Origin of the sequence: Chthonomonas sp., from assembly GCA_016788425.1 — a bacterium.
Classification (GTDB): Bacteria; Armatimonadota; Fimbriimonadia; order Fimbriimonadales; family Fimbriimonadaceae; genus JAEURQ01.
In genome coordinates this window covers 520,969-536,533 of record JAEURQ010000003.1, presented here as the reverse complement: position 1 = coordinate 536,533, position 15,565 = coordinate 520,969, and the positions used below count along the sequence as shown (strand labels likewise).

Sequence of the window (15,565 nt, the reverse complement as noted above, 5' to 3'; positions counted from 1 at the left end):
AGAAGGACTGTCGTTCGAGCAGGAATCCCGTAACGCCTTCGCCATTGTTCCAGCTTTGCAGGATTGAAACTAAGGATTCCTCCAATATCCGTAAGCTTTGCCGCAACAACTTTGTAGCTCGGAAACCTCGGCAAAACCTCTCGGGCGGTTAGGTTTGGAACACAAGCTGGCAGACTCCATTGAGTGAAAGTTTTGGTGAAGTCCAATGCTTCATCGTCCCAACACTTTTCCCATTGCCTCCGAGCCGTCTCACTATGGGTTGGGGAACCGCACCAAGGGTGATTCGGGTCACATGCCCTTCCAGACTCAATCTGAAAACGCATTGCATCACTCTTATTGATTTGGTCCTCACAGCCAAAACCGATAAGGCAATCCTGAACTTTTACAACATGGCTTCGATTACGCATTGCTTCGGGTTAATTTGAACTTGAAAGACTCGTCCTCCTTTGAGTCTCCGTCCTTCAAGTCTGGCTACGTCTTCCGAACTTACATTTCCGATAGGTGTTCCTAAAGCAGTGGAAACCCTAATTGCGGCAGAGTTCTCGGAGAATACGACCTTCTCGTTCGTTTGGAGATTTGGCAGAACGGCTTCGTTTAGGTTGACCAAAGACAGGAGGATGGTTTCTGACGGTGGGAAATCAGGTGTTCCACCTCCTCCAGTACCGCCACCCTGTCCGGGCGGATTTTGAGGCTTCCTGGGTGTTGGTCGAATGGGATCTTTGGGGTTGTTTTTAGGCATGAGATTCTTCCTGCGATCTCGGGGTCTTGCTTCCATTCATGGAAGCGGTTGAATGGGTCGGGCCAAATGGAACGAGCGCGGTGCTGACGACGGTTGCCGCTCCGTCACAATGGAGTCTTTGGTCGTCAAAGAATAGGTCCGGGCGAAATTCGGCTAGAAACTCGTGTTTTGGAAGACCACCGAGAAAGACAGCTTCGTCCACCTCTAGATTCCAGTGCATCAGCGTTCGAATCGCCCGCTCATGGGATGGGGCGTTACGGGCTGTCACGAGCGCAATCCGAATTCGTCGATTGAGCTTGTTGTGCGCCTGAAGGCGTTGGAGCAGGTGCAACCGCTCCACCAGCGAGTGAAACGGACCCTTGGGAAGCGGCTCAAACTTCTTTGCGTCTTCGTGTTTGTGGAAGGATTCTAAGCCCTCCCTTTGGTACACCTCTTCTGCTTCGCTTCCGAAAAGGACGCAGTCTCCGTCGAGAGCAATTCGAAGCTCGTCTTCATGCTCGGTGATGGAGTCGGCAAGCTTCGGATAGACCATTGCCGCTACGTGCCCGGCCTCAATCGCTCCTCGAACATCTTCTTCTTTTGCCGACAAAAAGAGCGTCGATCGGAACGGCTTCAGGTACCCAAATGGAGGTCGGCCCGAAGTGAAAACGCCACGCGAGATATCGAGATTGTAGTGATGACAAGCGTTGAAGGCTCTCAATCCACTTCGAGGATCATTCATGGAAACGATCACGACCTCAACCGACCGCTCCTTTTCTGTATTGAAGTCGAGGAGCTTCTTAACGAGGGAAAAAGCGGGGCCGGGCTGAGGCGGGGTTTCGTACCGCTCTAACTGAAGTTCTCGAAACTTCTCAACATCCTCTAGGAAGACTTCATGTTCTTGATCAAGGTTGAAGAGAGCGCGAGTCGTTACGGCAATGACGGTCTTGTTATCGTGACTGAATGGCATTCGAACCTCCAATTGCCGAGGGGCGGCTCCAGCCCCGAAGGGCTGGAAGAGTGACAGTAGTGACGATCTGAGGTCGGTCGAAGAACATGTTTAGTCCTCGTCCTCCTCGACAGCCGGGAGAGCTTTCATCTCGATCTCCTCTAGGGACTTGAGGTCTTGCCCTGCGATTCCCTGCAAATCGCCAATCACGCCGAAGCAAGCCTTGAGTACGGTCTCGTGCTGCTTCTCGCGCTGATTGAATGCCTTTGAAGCCGCGTTCTTCTCCTTTGTGAGTTGCTTCTGCATCAGGACGAACGTCTCGACAATGGCTCCGAATCGGCTCTTGAACTCGTCGCTCATGAGGTAGCGATAAACCAGAGTCGCTTTGGTTTCGATTCCCTCTGCGGCTTTACGAGCGTCCGAGGTCTGGAGAATGCCTTCTCGAATTGCAACCGCAAGAGCGACGGCAAACTCGGGCTTCACAATCCAGACTCCTTCGACCATATCAAAGGTCTCGACCCCTGTCGGAGTGACCTGTGAAACGATGATCGCGACGGTTGCCCTTGCTTCTCGCTGATCTTCCTTCAGCTTCTGAATCCAATCACCGCCCCAGTTCTGAGCGCGTTTGGATTCCCATAGAATCGTGCCGCACGGTTGGGAGAGGCGGTTATGGACAGCCTGGAGAATGTCGGCTCCACGTTGGCCCTTTTTGACGGGTGTGAATTCGTCGATAGGGAACTCGTCCGCGAGTTTGGTTTCGAGGTCAAGTTCCAGAGCTTCGCCTTGAAGTTCTTGAGACGGCTTGGCTTTGAGCTTTTGGTTGAGTTCCTCAATGGTCTTTCTCGCCCGCTCTAGCTCGACGTTTTGAACTTGGAATTTATCCTCGAACTCCTTCGAAACCGAAGTTCGAAGTTGAGCCGATTCCTTGTCAATCGCTTCATTGATGGCCTTTTGCTTCTCAAGCTCGAACTGATCTCGTTCCGCCTTGAGTGCTCGCTTCTCCTTGAGAAGCTCGGCTTGCTCGGCCTTGATCTTGGAGAGTTCTTCTCCTTTCGACTCAAGCTCGGTTTGGAGCGATATCAGTTGCTTGTCGGCCTCTTGCTTCGCTTCAGCTTTGGCCTTGCGAAGAAGGTCGGGATACTCTTCCTTAAGCCGGACAGAAATTTCCTCCGAAACTCGACGCTCAATCTCCTTCCCCTGGTTGGCTTGGGCGAACTTGAGAGCGGCCTCTTGCTCTGCGAGAGCTTGCTCTCGCTTCTGGTGATCCTGCATAAAGGCCAATTTCCACTCCTCGAAGTCGGACTTAGCCTGAACCTTCAGCTTGCCGAGGATGCTCTCCGCGATTTCGAACTCGTGTGCGCATTCAGGACACGCCACGAAAAGGGGAGTCTGGGCCGTGTCTGCGACGGCGAACGAACTAATTTGGTTGTGTACTGCCATTTTTGCTTGTGGTGAAGCTGGCAGAACCAATTTGAGGCTGGCAATTTTGCTGTATCACGCCCAGCCGGGGTTTACATTTGCGTAAACGAGCCGTCATAATAGGCAGGCCTGCCAAATTGGTTCTCCAGTTTTGGTCGGGTTCTCTGTTGACGCAGAGAAACAAATGAAACGCGATTTCGGCCCGTTTCCCGCATGGGAGCGGGCCAAATCATTATAGAATGACAGGCCGACTGCGGACAAGTCAAGAGTTTGAAAGAAAAAAGTCAAAATTCTTTCGCGTGAAAGGGCTTCTGCAAAGTGCAATTAGCAGTCGCCGTCTCCGAGTGCCAAATTCTACCCCGGACTATTCGGAGCCGTCTACGTCTGTTTGGTAGAGCTTTGCCTGCTGGTTTCAGTCCGATTGCGCCGCGACCTTTTCGAACAGGTCAGCAAGCGTGATCTCCAGGGCAACGGCGATTCGATAAGCGGTGAAAATGCTGACAACCGCTTTGCCACGCTCAATCATTCCCATTGTCGTCCGGTGTACGCTGACTGCATCGGCAAATCCTTCCTGAGAAAATCCGCGCTCGGAACGCAGGGCACGGACAGCCTTCCCGAAGTGGGTCGAAAGCGTCCGTTGATCCATAGGCAGAAAGGGTGAACGCTGGCAGTGAAAATGTCTACAGCGCAAGCAGTGGCGGTGTAGACAGTGGCAGTGTAAACACGACATACTTCAGGCTGATGGAGCCGAAGCTTTCGGGAAGGGTGAACAGTAGAGTTGCTGGAGCAGTAGCTTTGCTTGCCCTCGCCGGATTTGGATTCTTTGTGTACGACGGGCTCAACTTTGATTCGCCTGAATCGGTTCGAGCGCGTCAAGACAAAGAAACCGCCAAAGAAACCGAGCGCATTAGGCAGAGGGCCGAACAAACGGGAGCGATTTGGGAGCGCGCTCAGAAAATCCAGAGGATGGAGAGCGATGGAAACCTCTCAAGTGCGGAGCGCAAAGAAAGGGAGAGGCTTCTCGCGGAAATCAAGGAACTTGACCCAACACTCGTTCGCGCCCAAACCCCAACGGATGATCTTGTTGATGAGCAGAAGCTAAAGCCAGTGGTGAAGTCGTCGGTGAACAATACTGGCAGTGTGGTCGTGAAGGGGAGCATTGAGAATACGAGCCGTCGCATCACCTCCTATTGGGAGGTGACCGTAGATTTTCTGGACAAGAATGATCAAGTCATTCACTCTCAAATGACAAACAGTATCGAACAATTAGCTCCAGGCAAAAAGCATGAGTGGAGAATCGAGAAATCCGAGCTTCCAAACTGCGTTTCAGTCCGCGCAAGAATAACGGAAGCGTTTTGGGCTAACTGACGTGCTCCTTTCGTGGATAAAAATTCCTCAAAATTTTGCGCGGGATGGGGTTGAGGAGAGGAGCCAACTTCAAACCCATCTACCCCCCGAAAATCCCGTCGGAGAAACCCCGTGTAAGCTCAGAATGTTCTCGGAAGGGTTCCAGCCGTCAGACCTTCCCACTGATCTAGTAGTGTTTCCCATGCCGCATTTTGGACTACAGAATCGACTACAGTAACGAGGGGAAACAAGCCTGAACAGTGCGGAACAACATGAACAGCTTCAGAGCCACTTTGAACCTGAAATTGGTCAATTGTGAACGGCTCTGACCATCAAAAACAACCTCCCGCGCATCTCTTAATCAGCGGGTCGTAGGTTCGAGCCCTACACGGTCCACCAAAATTTAGGTTCAAAAACGAAGAAAACGCCTCTCGAAGTCGGGAGGCGTTTTTCATTTTGCCGTTTACGCGCCGTTTACGCGGTGTACTTGAGTGGACGTCAATCAACCTGGGATTCCTGTTGACGGACGTAGTGGTCGAGTTGTTTTCGCGTGATCCGACGTGCCCGTCCGATCTTGATCGTGTCGATCTTACGAGCCTGGATCAGTTCGTAGAGGTGGGAGCGGCTCAGTGAGAGCATCGCCGCCACCTCCTTGACGGTGTAGGCGAGTTTTTCTGGATGGGTGGTGTTTGTCGTCATTGCGTTAGAGTGCCTTGTAGGTTCGGGTGATGGTTTTTGTTCGAGTTTCGGGGACAATTCGTTTGCCAAGCTTGATGCCTAGGAACACGATCTCTCGTTCAACGAGATACTCCTCCTTGTGCTCCTCACAGGCTTCGATGCCGCGCTCTCCCGCCTGCATAGCAAAGACCGCCGCCGCGACTTCCGGTTGCTGCTGCGCGATCGTTCGGGCAGCTTCGCTTTGCGCCAGCCGAATCTCAGCGAGTATCTCACGAGGCGCGTTGCCGCCTTCTCGATACTGGGCCACCTTTGCATCAGCATCCTGAAACAGAGCTTCGACGGATTTGGGGAGGGACTGGACGTCTTTCATGATGGTTCTCCTTAGCTCCAACCTCCCACCATTCCCGCGCCAATCTGCTCGAACGTTTGCACGAGGTAGCCGTAAGCGCAGACTTTTGGGGGGCACCTACGAAGCGTAGAGGCTCGAAGATTGCCAGTCGTAATGGTGAGGAGGTTGAAATCGTTGATGCCCCAGAGTTGGTTGGCATGTCCGCCGCCCAGAAACTCGTGATACACGGCGAGCTTCTGCTCAAACTTCAAGGGTGAAGTGTGCCCGAGGTCGCACTCAACAAGAAGCGCACCTTTGGGACTGATGGCCATGCCGTCTGGCCGGACTTCAAGAGTCCGACCTTGGTGCTCAAAGCTTCGCCAGAGCATCGGCTCAAATCGCCACTCGTAGGCACCCCGAGCGGCAAGCGCCAGTCGAATATTGGTTACGCAAAGCGCATGTCGAAGAAACCGCGGCGACGGTTGTCTTGTGCGAATCAGGTTCGCCGCGTTAGCATCTAACACTTGTGGAGCGTTCACTCCCGGCACAAACAAACTGCCGTTGAAATACGGTGTCTCAAGACGCCGTACCAACCCAAGTTCGCGAAGGGTTCGGAGCCTCGTGTTTACGCGCGTTACAGAGCCAAACAAGCCGAGTGATAGGATTTGATCCCGAGAAAGTACATGGCTCATCGCGATCTCAAAAACGAGCTTTCGGTCCCGTTCGGTGAGCTGCATCACAGCCAACCCTCCAGAGATATCACGTTTGCCCGGCTGGGCTGATGAGGTCCTTGTCCACGCCGCTTCTTTCCTGGGTCGGTCGTACTACCCGCCGAAGCGCGAAGAGATAGACATGGGCTGGAATAAGGGATGTTTGGGTGGGCCGAGTGTATTTCCGCAAGAAGCTGCCTTCCGCCTGCATCCAGAACGCCACCGTTTCCAATTGGCGTGTTCACCTCAACTCCCACTAGTTCCCGGCTACCTCGCTTGATGACGCAGGTTCCCACCGGAAGCCTTGTGAAATCGATGGCCTTGCGGTCTCCCGTGAGGTCCGCTGACATGGTTCCCGAGTCATCCCGACCAAGCCGGAAAACCACTTTAAGTCCGACGTTCCCAAGAACGAGAGAGCGCAGAGCGGGACTTACCTGACAAAGAGCTTGGTGCGCAAGGATGGCAGAGTATCGGAACCTGCGGCCCTCGGCGAGGATCGCGGAAATGTCCTCACCGGCGAAGTGGCTGAATTCATCAAGCACCAAGAGAACTGGGTTTCGCTGCGACTCTGCCGTTCCAACCCTGGAGAACATGGCCTGAGTAAGGCACCCTAAAATCATTGAACCAAAGGACCGGCCCAGATTGGCAGTTTCATCCACGGCGAGCGACACCAAGAGGATGCTTCCAGGTTGAGCAAGGTGACCTGCGAGGTCAACGGGATTTCGATCACTCAGAATCGCCCTGAGCTTGCGGGTAGCGAAGATCCCAGAGAGTTTGTTCATCACCGGCATGGCAAGGCTCACTTTCCGGTCGTCTCGCATCTGGTGGTACCGCCAGACAAAGGTGCGTACATGCTCCGACTCAACTTGTTCAAGCAGCCAGGAGCGGTACAGATCGTCATAGAGGGCAGACTCAAGCTGGGTCAGGGGTTCACCGGCCTCCGCAGGTAGTGTTAGGAAGTGGCGAAGCGTCTCTTCAAGTTGCACGCCGAAGGAATCGGCTCCGTCTTTGATAATTGAGGCGACGTTGAGAGCCCGCTTGTGCGCAAGCCCAAAGCCGCCCAGGGGATCAAAGCCAATGTGGGGACTTGAATCTCGAAGATCAATGACCTTCACGAGCGAAGGTTCTACTCTCCCGGCTAGAAGTGTCAGGACGTCGTTCACTTGGTCGCCCCGGGCATCGAGGAGAACAAAACTGTTCTGTTGAAGAATCGCCCCCGAGATAAGATGGGTGAGGCAGGTAGTTTTTCCCGATCCGGTCATCCCGATCACCAGCGAATGTGTTGCAAGGTCCTGACGACTTACACTGACGAGGTGCTTTGATGGATGGCCGGGACGAGACTGATAGTCAGCCTCGATCCCGATCCAGTGGTTCCTCGGCTTCCTCACCGGCGACTCACACCTTCCTCGAAGTGAAACTCGGTTGCGGGATGGTCTCTGGATGGTCGTTCAGGGCTGCTATCCAGCTCAATCGTCTTGAGGGGGCACAGATCGCAGTGACCAGACAGGCAGCATGCGCGCTTTCGGTGTATACCAAGTGACAGCGACGAAACGGTTCGAGCGGTTGGATTTGGATACTCTTTCATAATTCCTCTGCATGCTAGAAGTGCATTGGAATCGGGCACAAATGAAAGAGGGCTTGACATTGGCCCAACTTTCCCTATTTTCAGCCTGAGTCTTCGCTCGTCTAGCAGGTCTGTTCTGCGAAACCGTGGAGCTCAAATCCGGGATTCTGCGTTCTCGCGCAGGTCCCTTTTTCGGGTCCACATGGCCACTGATTTGTAGCCATGTATCCAGTATTGCCAGGGAACTATTGGGCAAAGTTCGTCGAAATTGCACAAAGTACTTCGGGTACCAATAGCGTATGGCGATAAAGGACATTCGAGATTTGCCGCGTGGACAGGGATTTGAAAAACGGCTTGGCTACGCCGTCCAGTTCTTGCGCGAACGTAAACCTGGCGCGGTCGTGGCTGCCCTCAACTCGGTTCGTGGCGGCGACGCCTCGAACCACCGGGAGGCCGAATCGAGGTGGGCGGGAGGTGTTCCGGATGGAGCAAGGAACTCGGATACGCCTCAGATCCTAGCCCTGGTTGCTTCCCACCTTGCGAGCTTCAACAAGGGGCAAGCAGCACATTTTATTGAGGCGTACGTTGCACAAATTTCGGACCGGCCCCGCACTTGGTGGGAGACTGCGGCGAGCAAGCTGACAACTCAGAATCCGAGAAGCTCCGGTGACTGGGTGGAATTCGCGTTGTACTTGCATCTGCTTTCCCTTCAGGGAGAATACGACACGGCTCACGCTGCGGGGACAAGAGAATGGTTCAAGGCACGCCAAGGATACGATGTCCCCGCCGAAGTCTTCGCGATCGTTCGATTCGCAATTTTTCGTTCAAAGCAGAGATGCCTCGCAAGCGAGCGTAGTCACGCGATCACCAAGGGAATTCTTGAACCGCTCTTCATTGCGGAACACATTTCGAACCAGCCTTATGAAATGATGACTGCCAGAGATATTCCGGTCTTTGAAACTCCACCTGAGTTTGCTCCGCTTCAAGATGGCTACGCTGGAGCCAGAACGTTCCTGTGCAGTCCCCAAGTGGATGATCTGCTCCAAACAGACGGCCTGGATGATGTCCTCTTGGTGGAGCAACGACAGCCTTATTCGCTCCCGCCAGAGTGGGCGGAATTCGCCGCAAGGATGCTGAAAGAGAAGGTTTGCAAGCCTGAGGTGGATATCTTTGATGGTGCGAAGGTTATGCCACGCACCGTACCATCGGTGTCCCAACTACGCTCTGGCAACTTGGAAGTGTGTAAGAGTTCGTATTTGCAGAGTGTGAGTACTGGATGGGCGCAGCACGTTGCCTTTCAGGCAGCATCGGATATTGAACGGCGGCTCTCCATCGGAACGGACCCCGATTTCCTGCGCAAAGCGGCCAATCACATCGGCATCGTTTCCCTGGCGATTTCGCGGCTGGGAGAACTGATCGTCATGGAGCAATCCAGCATGAACAACCAGGGCGCTGGCAAGCTTGTTCCATTCGGAGGCTCAGCCGAGTACTACGACCTGCCAAAGGTCGCTCGGGACGGAGAAATCCGTCTTACCCACTTCGTGCGCTACTCAATGATGCGCGAGTTAACGGAAGAGCTCGACCTTGAGCGATCTCTAGTGAAGGGAGTCCATGTCCTGGGGCAAACGCTCGACAGCTCACGCGGACTTCATCTGGATTACCACGGCGTTTCTTTCTTGGACTGTTCGTTCGACGATATAAAGCTGAACCGCGAGCACCTCTTTGGAGGGGTGCTTTTTAGTGAGCAACTGAACACAGAGTCCCCAAGTGCGTTCCTTCAATCGATTCTTGCTGCCACAAGCAGTCTTTGCTCGATACCCACAAACCCGCCCGACGACTTTCTAAAGGCGTCACTGGCCTATCTTGCGCAGGCGCACCAAGTCGTCCTTAAGCGGTTCCACGACGCTTTTCGGCCCTCCGGATAGCAACTAGAGCAGCCCCTAGGACTGCGTTAAGGCTGCTTCAACCCCTTGGAGCAGCCCAGAAGCTGTTGTGCCAAGGACCCTCGTCATATCAATCAGTGTCGGAATGTCCAGATGCTGTATGCCCTGCTCGACTTTCCAGACGAACGCCTGAGTTCGGTCGAGCTTCCTCGCGAGCTCACGCTGGGACAGCCCCCGGGATTCTCGAAGCTCGCGCAGGGGCTCCTGCCACATTCAGACTTGCCTATGGCGACGATGCTTCCGTAGTCGCTCGTTCGACGCATCGAAACTCCTTGCTTTGCAGGAAGCCTCTATGCTCCCTGGCCAGACTCGGCAGATGTCTTGGGCGAACGAGCCGCCTTGCTCATTCGTGCCTGCCAGCCTTCCCCGCCCCTTCGTTCATACTACTACAATTGCTGGTTATCCTGGGTAAGCTACTCTGCTAGAATTCCATCTCATGGGCAGTGGTAAAAGGAAAAAGGCCGAAACAGATGAGGGTCCGCCGGGACTATCCGGAATCCCTGCGGATACGTGCGAAAAGCTTCCGTCGATTCTTATCTTCGGGGAGCCATCAGTCTCAAATATCCAAATTCAGGAACATTTCATCCACTCGGACCCATTCCATCCTGCTGGGAATATTACTGGAACTTCCTTGTTCCGCTTGCAGGGCCCTTTGCTACACGAAGCCATCCTCCGAGCACTCTCATTAAATACGCAACCTCGAGTATGGGAAGATAGAACGAAATGGAGGTTGGCCAACAGAATTGAGCCACTTACCACGGTCTATGGGCCGACTAAGTACGATGGGGGAGTTGACGCACTGAAAAACAACGGCGGGACAGGCCGAAGCAAGCTCCTCGGATGGTTTGATGAACGGAGCTTGCTTTATGACTCCTATGCGATCTCAGCTCAGCCTCGTACAACTGCTGACCGACGCGAACGGTCCTGGAGAATAACCGGCTCGCGGCATGTTTCACACCCAGAAACCCTCTCCGGTTACACTCATGGCGATATCCCAAATGAATACTCTGCAAACCTACTGCTCATTGATAGTTCTTGCCTAACTACTGGTTTAGCCAGTTCCATACCTGAGCTTGTTGCTAAGAACCTTAAGAAACCAGGCATTGTTCTTATCAAAGTCGAAAATCGATCCAACTCCGGACCAATTGGGTCCGATGTCGTACGCGACCTGAATAACCACATTCTTGACCTCCTCGGAAAGAGTGACCTAGCTCATCGAACACTAATAATGGTGACAGCGCAGGATTTACGGCTGCAAGACTATTCGATCTCAAAGTTTCTTTCCTGGGAAAGGACCGTTCAAACAGCAATTGAATCCCTAAAGATCATCCAAGAAGAACTCAGGACGAGTCTAGCAACCGGTCAACGAGGCTTGTCCACGCGTCATTTTCTATTCCTTGGCAAAGCCCGGCATATTGCCGTAAGTATAAGTCCAGATGCAGTCTTGTACATCCATTGTGACGAGGCAGGTAAAGTCCTGTCTACGGACATTTTCGCTCATCCAGGTGAAGTGGAGGAGGAAATGTTCGGCCGGTCAAGCGGTCGAACGCGGGGCTACGACACCATTGTTCTTTGTTCAATTGCGCATCACCTAGCCCTCGCGACTGAGACTGCTTCCAAAACGGATTCTTTGGCAACCACACAGTATAGAGATGCCCTGCGCCTCGGCATCGAAAGGGGGCTTCATGCGGCACGTTTCACTCACCTGCACGGCTATTCAGACGTTGAGCAATCCTCATTGAGTCACATACTTTCGTTATCTCCCCTATCCAAGCACAGCGAAGTCGGGCCGGTCCTTGATATTGAGCAGCCGTTTCTCGCGCACTCGCAGAGCAGGGCACCTTTGCATTACCCAGTTGACTCTATTGCCGCAATCATCAACTCTGGCACGATTGATGCTGCGACGTGGAGTCCCTCGTCCTTAATGCCGTTGGCAACCATTGTATGCGACCAGCTGATTCCGCTTGCCTTAGAACTTTGCGCGGAAGATTCGTGGAATGATCGGTATCCAAACATAGATCGCTATGAGGCTTGCTTCTTCGCCGGGTGTGCAATCCTAAGCCTGTCAAAAGGGGCATTACCCAAGGGCGGTAGATTACTCAGCCTCATCCGAAACCGCTTTGGCACTCTTGGTCCGAATCATGAGCTAGTTCAGTCATCTCAACGAAGCGAAAGTGATCCTAAACCTGATCCCACCTACCTAAAGGCAGTTGGCGAGCTTATCCAGAGACTTTTATTGCTGGACGGTGGAGAGGATAGCCAAGAGCGTTTACTGGCTGTGAGCGAAGCACTAAAGGGAGAGCTTCAGAGATTCACTCGAACTCAAGCTGCAAAGGAGGCATACGCATTGCTACTGGAGCAATTTGAAGACCGACTGTCCCGCGCCTCAACTCAGGGGCAAACAGCTTCGTGGTTCAACGCTGGCTTTGAGGCGACAAAAGAGCATTTCGATGCTGTCGAAGAGCACCGGAAAACAAGGTCGTACCCCAAAAAGTACACTGAAGCACTGTTCGTTTATGCGAAAGGTCGCCTCCAGCAGTTAGAACAAAGTATGCGCTCAAACTTGCTGGAGGACATCAAGAGCATGTGCAACCGCCTTAGGTTGGACTATGAGGACTCATCAGGAATCCGTAGAATGTCCGTATCCCCTAGAGTACTCACGGCCATCCAAAGCAGGTTGACAGAGTCAATCGCGATTAACCAGAAATCAACTCCCATCCTTAAAAGCGCACATTTTGATTCGACATGGTGGAGCTTTTTAGGGGAGCATATAACGGCAGGCGAAACCAGTGTTGGCGATCAGCCGACTGAACAAATGCTCACTATTGCCGAAGAGCATATACGCTCCTCTGGAGCAGAGAGCAGACGTATCGGAATTCCTTACGCACAGTTTGGTAATTTCTTCACCCTAAGCCGATCCGAGATCGAGGCCGTACGAGACCTTGTGAGTCTTATTCGGACATACGTTCAACTGGTGAGCGACCCTAATGTAAACGTGAGTCGACCACTTAATCTTGCCGTTTTTGGCCCCCCAGGAGCAGGAAAGAGCTACGCCGTAACCGCACTAGTTAAGTCACTCAGCTCCAACAAGATATCGGCTTCGCCCAAAATATTCAACTTATCCCAAGCAAAATCACCTGCGGACTTGTCAGAGGCACTTCATGCTGTCCGGGACGTCGGGCTAACAGGCAAGATACCACTTGTGTTCTGGGATGAGTATGATTCTACTTTTCAGGGCGAAGAGTTCGGCTGGTTAAGATACTTTCTGGCTCCCATGTGGGATGGCCAGTTTCAAGAAGGGCAGCAGATTCATCCCATCGGACCTGCGATATTCGTATTCGCTGGAAGCAGGTTCACCAGTCAGTTGTCATTAGAGACCGCAATGGTTCTTGATCAAGAAGGTCTCCTAGATTCCAGTGACTGCCCTAGCGAATTGACACTCTTCGACGGCTTCAAGGCTGCAAAGGGGATGGATTTTAAGAGCAGGTTGCTAGGTAGCCTGGATATTTCTGACGTAAACGCGCGCGAGGGCCTGCCTCATGTTTTGAAATATGCTCGGTTACAGCTCGAGAGGAAGAGTACTTCCGATAGGACCGGAGAACCCCTTAGGAGTGACTCCGGCCTGGGTCGCGATCTAGACCCGGGATGGAAGCTCTACTACATTTTCAAGAGAGCCATCCTCATTAAAAGTGAGATTAACAGGTTTTTCCCTGGACTTGAGGAATACAGTCCGAGTGTCTTGCAAGCGTTCTTGCAAACGAGACGGTATCACCACGGAGCTCGGTCACTGAGCGCACTTATTCAAATGAGCGACCTGGCGAGAGTGCGATTCTTCGATGCTTCTGCACTGCCGGGCGACAATCAGTTGCGTTTGCATGTCGATCCAGCCGATTTCGAATCTTTCTTCAGGCATGCCCACTACCGAAATATTTGAAGAATCTATGGGCTACTATCTTTTATCAGCGATTATTGTACAGTATGTGTGGTGATTGAAAATGTTTGTTTGCACATTAGAGTATTTACGCGTATTACCGTCGGCGAAAGCAATACCTCGACATGAGATTCAGTCTGCGGCATTGGATTTTGCATTTACCAACACTGCCACGCCCGTAGATGTTCTGCGGAAAGGAAATGTGCCTGGATCAGTATGTGTACTGTACCAGAGCCAAAAATATCGTTCGGAAGAGACAGGGCTGGAGTACAGAATCATTCGCGACTTGGATTTGGCTTGGTCCTTTGTTGTGCTTGAACATCATGTGGCGTCATTCGCCCGGCAAGATCTGCATGGCCGAGAGGTTCCTCGCTAGGTCAGACGACTCAAACTGGACTGCTTGCTTAGAGCAGTCCTTTTCTTCTTCGAGGAAACCTCGGGCGTAGGACAGGGGAGGAGGTCATTGCTTGGGGTAGCTGCAAGACGTTTCAGGAGGTTGCTCAAATACGGTAATACCGTAACCGGATTCGGAGGAAACCCTATTTATTCTCTATAGTTCCCACCCACCACCCTGTCTGCCTGTCCAGGCGAGGGCCTGGATACTTCCGGGGCTTCCGGAAGTTGTCGGTTGAACGCTCGCAATTTGGTGATGTGGATAACTCCTCGCGCGCGCTTTCTTTCATTCTTTCTTTTTGCTTTTGTATCGCGCGTGGTTAGTGTGGGCAAAAATCGGTTCAAATGTGGACGGCTCACGGCGCAGACTGTGGATAACTCAGGCCACACGGATGAGGTTTCGACGAGCGAGCTGAGCGAGCCCTCGCTGAACCGATGTTCGACCAAGCCCGGTCCACGTTTCAAGCTGCTCCACAGAAGCTACAAAGGGAATGTGAAACCGCCGCAGACCATAGGCGCGGCGGGAGATCACAAGCAAGAGCCGAAGCTCAGGGTTCGAAAGGATCGGGAGCAGACGGTCCAAATGCGAGTTCGGGATCTTCGTCCACTCCGTCACGGGAGGTGGAAACTGGGGCGATATGCTTGGCATAGGTGAACTCTTTAGGAGGTGAGTAGCGGTGCCGAACGGCGTCGATGAGGAAAGCTCCGGGGCGCTTTGCTTTCCGATACGGCAGGTACATGAGTTGCCGCTCGATCTCATCAAGGTCTCCGAGGTTGAAGAGCTGGGTGATCCCCGCCTGCGAGACGTGGAGCTTCAGCAGCTCAATCGCAATGGCGGTCATTCGGTCTACATTGCTCACTTCACAGCTTCGATGAAGCGGCTGACCTGGCGAGACATCCGGTCGAGGTGGCGGAAGAACGGCTCATCCACCTGAAGGGTAGGAACGTCTCGAACCCCAATCTTGTGCTGAATGAGGAGCCGTGCAAACTCAGGCCCGGTCACCACGCGAATGCGAAGCGGCTCGTGGCTGCCTAGGTGAAGCTCAGCAGAGCGAGTGAGTCCGTGGGTTGCGATGAGGATTCCGTAGTCGGAACCGGTGCGCCGCACAACTCCAGCCAGTTCATCGAGCATTCGAACGCGGACTTCCTGGCCAACGAACTTGACAACCGTCTGGACGTTGAAGAGCCCGAGGCGATCATCGGCGGTGAACTCGTGCCCACCAAGGTAGGTTTTCTCCTTGCGCTCACGCCGACCCATGAACTGGATGTGTTTGTATCCCAGCCGGTCGAGCAGTTGCCGAACGAGCAGCATCTGCACATGGAATGAGGACACACGAATAACGGAGAGAAGGTCTTTCTCCAGCATGATAAGAGGCTTAACTTTGATGGATACCGCGAGGGTGCTTGGAGGTGACCCACTTACCGGGCTCAACTCCATGGAAGGCTGGCTTCAGGTCTCCAAACTCGTCGTATGCGCTCTCGGGAAGGCTCGGTTTACTCCTAGTGACATCGCAGGCAAACGCAGTTGGGAACCGACCTCCTTCGGCGATGATGTCTCTGGGGTCAATACGGAAGCCGAGTTCTC

At 53.2% G+C, this 15,565-nt stretch carries 13 protein-coding genes; 3 read left to right on the top strand and 10 right to left on the bottom strand.

The window, feature by feature from the left end; genetic code table 11:
• Positions 1-731: 731 nt before the first annotated feature.
• The 3 genes from JNJ45_09750 to JNJ45_09740 all read right to left on the bottom strand — a co-directional run bounded on the left by JNJ45_09750 (position 732) and on the right by JNJ45_09740 (position 3,732).
• Positions 732-1,688 (bottom strand): 5'-nucleotidase, encoded by a 957-nt coding sequence (locus JNJ45_09750; protein MBL8048951.1) that lies wholly within the window; start codon positions 1,686-1,688, stop codon positions 732-734.
• Positions 1,689-1,778: 90 nt separating this feature from the next.
• Positions 1,779-3,044 (bottom strand): DUF2130 domain-containing protein, encoded by a 1,266-nt coding sequence (locus JNJ45_09745; GenBank protein MBL8048950.1) that lies wholly within the window; start codon positions 3,042-3,044, stop codon positions 1,779-1,781.
• Positions 3,045-3,498: 454 nt separating this feature from the next.
• Positions 3,499-3,732, bottom strand: a complete 234-nt coding sequence (locus JNJ45_09740) for a helix-turn-helix domain-containing protein (protein ID MBL8048949.1) — start codon at positions 3,730-3,732, stop codon at positions 3,499-3,501.
• A 95-nt stretch (positions 3,733-3,827) separates the two neighbouring features.
• On the opposite strand from JNJ45_09740, the gene JNJ45_09735 reads away from it, so the two are divergent.
• Positions 3,828-4,454: a hypothetical protein gene (locus tag JNJ45_09735; GenBank protein ID MBL8048948.1), complete on the top strand. Its 627-nt coding sequence runs from the start codon at positions 3,828-3,830 to the stop codon at positions 4,452-4,454.
• A gap of 477 nt (positions 4,455-4,931) precedes the next feature.
• On the opposite strand, the gene JNJ45_09730 is transcribed toward JNJ45_09735, so the two are convergent.
• Genes JNJ45_09730 through JNJ45_09715 form a run of 4 tightly spaced genes read right to left on the bottom strand, consistent with a single transcriptional unit; the run spans position 4,932 to position 7,420 of the window.
• Positions 4,932-5,132 carry a helix-turn-helix domain-containing protein gene (locus JNJ45_09730; GenBank protein MBL8048947.1) on the bottom strand — a complete coding sequence of 67 codons (201 nt, stop codon included), beginning with the start codon at positions 5,130-5,132 and terminating at the stop codon, positions 4,932-4,934.
• Between the two features lie 4 nt (positions 5,133-5,136).
• Positions 5,137-5,481, bottom strand: coding sequence for a hypothetical protein (locus JNJ45_09725; protein MBL8048946.1), 345 nt, complete (start codon positions 5,479-5,481; stop codon positions 5,137-5,139).
• An 11-nt stretch (positions 5,482-5,492) separates the two neighbouring features.
• Positions 5,493-6,176 carry a replication-relaxation family protein gene (locus JNJ45_09720; protein ID MBL8048945.1) on the bottom strand — a complete coding sequence of 228 codons (684 nt, stop codon included), beginning with the start codon at positions 6,174-6,176 and terminating at the stop codon, positions 5,493-5,495.
• Positions 6,176-7,420: a hypothetical protein gene (locus JNJ45_09715; protein ID MBL8048944.1), complete on the bottom strand. Its 1,245-nt coding sequence runs from the start codon at positions 7,418-7,420 to the stop codon at positions 6,176-6,178. The genes JNJ45_09720 and JNJ45_09715 overlap by 1 nt, the downstream gene beginning before the upstream one ends.
• Before the next feature lie 592 nt (positions 7,421-8,012).
• Between JNJ45_09715 and JNJ45_09710 the strand changes: the two genes are divergently transcribed.
• Positions 8,013-9,638, top strand: coding sequence for a hypothetical protein (locus JNJ45_09710; protein ID MBL8048943.1), 1,626 nt, complete (start codon positions 8,013-8,015; stop codon positions 9,636-9,638).
• Between the two features lie 15 nt (positions 9,639-9,653).
• Here the strand turns inward: JNJ45_09710 and JNJ45_09705 are convergent, their stop codons facing one another.
• Complete coding sequence (locus JNJ45_09705; GenBank protein ID MBL8048942.1) at positions 9,654-9,869, bottom strand: helix-turn-helix transcriptional regulator; 216 nt, start codon at positions 9,867-9,869, stop codon at positions 9,654-9,656.
• 223 nt (positions 9,870-10,092) lie between these two features.
• Between JNJ45_09705 and JNJ45_09700 the strand changes: the two genes are divergently transcribed.
• Positions 10,093-13,590, top strand: a complete 3,498-nt coding sequence (locus JNJ45_09700) for an AAA family ATPase (protein ID MBL8048941.1) — start codon at positions 10,093-10,095, stop codon at positions 13,588-13,590.
• A gap of 938 nt (positions 13,591-14,528) precedes the next feature.
• On the opposite strand, the gene JNJ45_09695 is transcribed toward JNJ45_09700, so the two are convergent.
• Positions 14,529-14,822 (bottom strand): hypothetical protein, encoded by a 294-nt coding sequence (locus JNJ45_09695; protein MBL8048940.1) that lies wholly within the window; start codon positions 14,820-14,822, stop codon positions 14,529-14,531.
• Positions 14,823-14,836: 14 nt separating this feature from the next.
• Positions 14,837-15,346 (bottom strand): restriction endonuclease, encoded by a 510-nt coding sequence (locus JNJ45_09690; protein MBL8048939.1) that lies wholly within the window; start codon positions 15,344-15,346, stop codon positions 14,837-14,839.
• Positions 15,347-15,565 lie beyond the last annotated feature (219 nt).

What these genes read in the sequence shown, in the direction of transcription:
- JNJ45_09750 (MBL8048951.1), bottom strand. Translation starts at nt 1,688, where the DNA reads ATGCCATTCAGTCACGATAACAAGACCGTCATTGCCGTAACGACTCGC.
- JNJ45_09740 (MBL8048949.1), bottom strand. Translation starts at nt 3,732, where the DNA reads ATGGATCAACGGACGCTTTCGACCCACTTCGGGAAGGCTGTCCGTGCC.
- JNJ45_09735 (MBL8048948.1), top strand. Translation starts at nt 3,828, where the DNA reads ATGGAGCCGAAGCTTTCGGGAAGGGTGAACAGTAGAGTTGCTGGAGCA.
- JNJ45_09730 (MBL8048947.1), bottom strand. Translation starts at nt 5,132, where the DNA reads ATGACGACAAACACCACCCATCCAGAAAAACTCGCCTACACCGTCAAG.
- JNJ45_09725 (MBL8048946.1), bottom strand. Translation starts at nt 5,481, where the DNA reads ATGAAAGACGTCCAGTCCCTCCCCAAATCCGTCGAAGCTCTGTTTCAG.
- JNJ45_09720 (MBL8048945.1), bottom strand. Translation starts at nt 6,176, where the DNA reads ATGCAGCTCACCGAACGGGACCGAAAGCTCGTTTTTGAGATCGCGATG.
- JNJ45_09710 (MBL8048943.1), top strand. Translation starts at nt 8,013, where the DNA reads ATGGCGATAAAGGACATTCGAGATTTGCCGCGTGGACAGGGATTTGAA.
- JNJ45_09705 (MBL8048942.1), bottom strand. Translation starts at nt 9,869, where the DNA reads ATGTGGCAGGAGCCCCTGCGCGAGCTTCGAGAATCCCGGGGGCTGTCC.
- JNJ45_09700 (MBL8048941.1), top strand. Translation starts at nt 10,093, where the DNA reads ATGGGCAGTGGTAAAAGGAAAAAGGCCGAAACAGATGAGGGTCCGCCG.
- JNJ45_09695 (MBL8048940.1), bottom strand. Translation starts at nt 14,822, where the DNA reads ATGACCGCCATTGCGATTGAGCTGCTGAAGCTCCACGTCTCGCAGGCG.
- JNJ45_09690 (MBL8048939.1), bottom strand. Translation starts at nt 15,346, where the DNA reads ATGCTGGAGAAAGACCTTCTCTCCGTTATTCGTGTGTCCTCATTCCAT.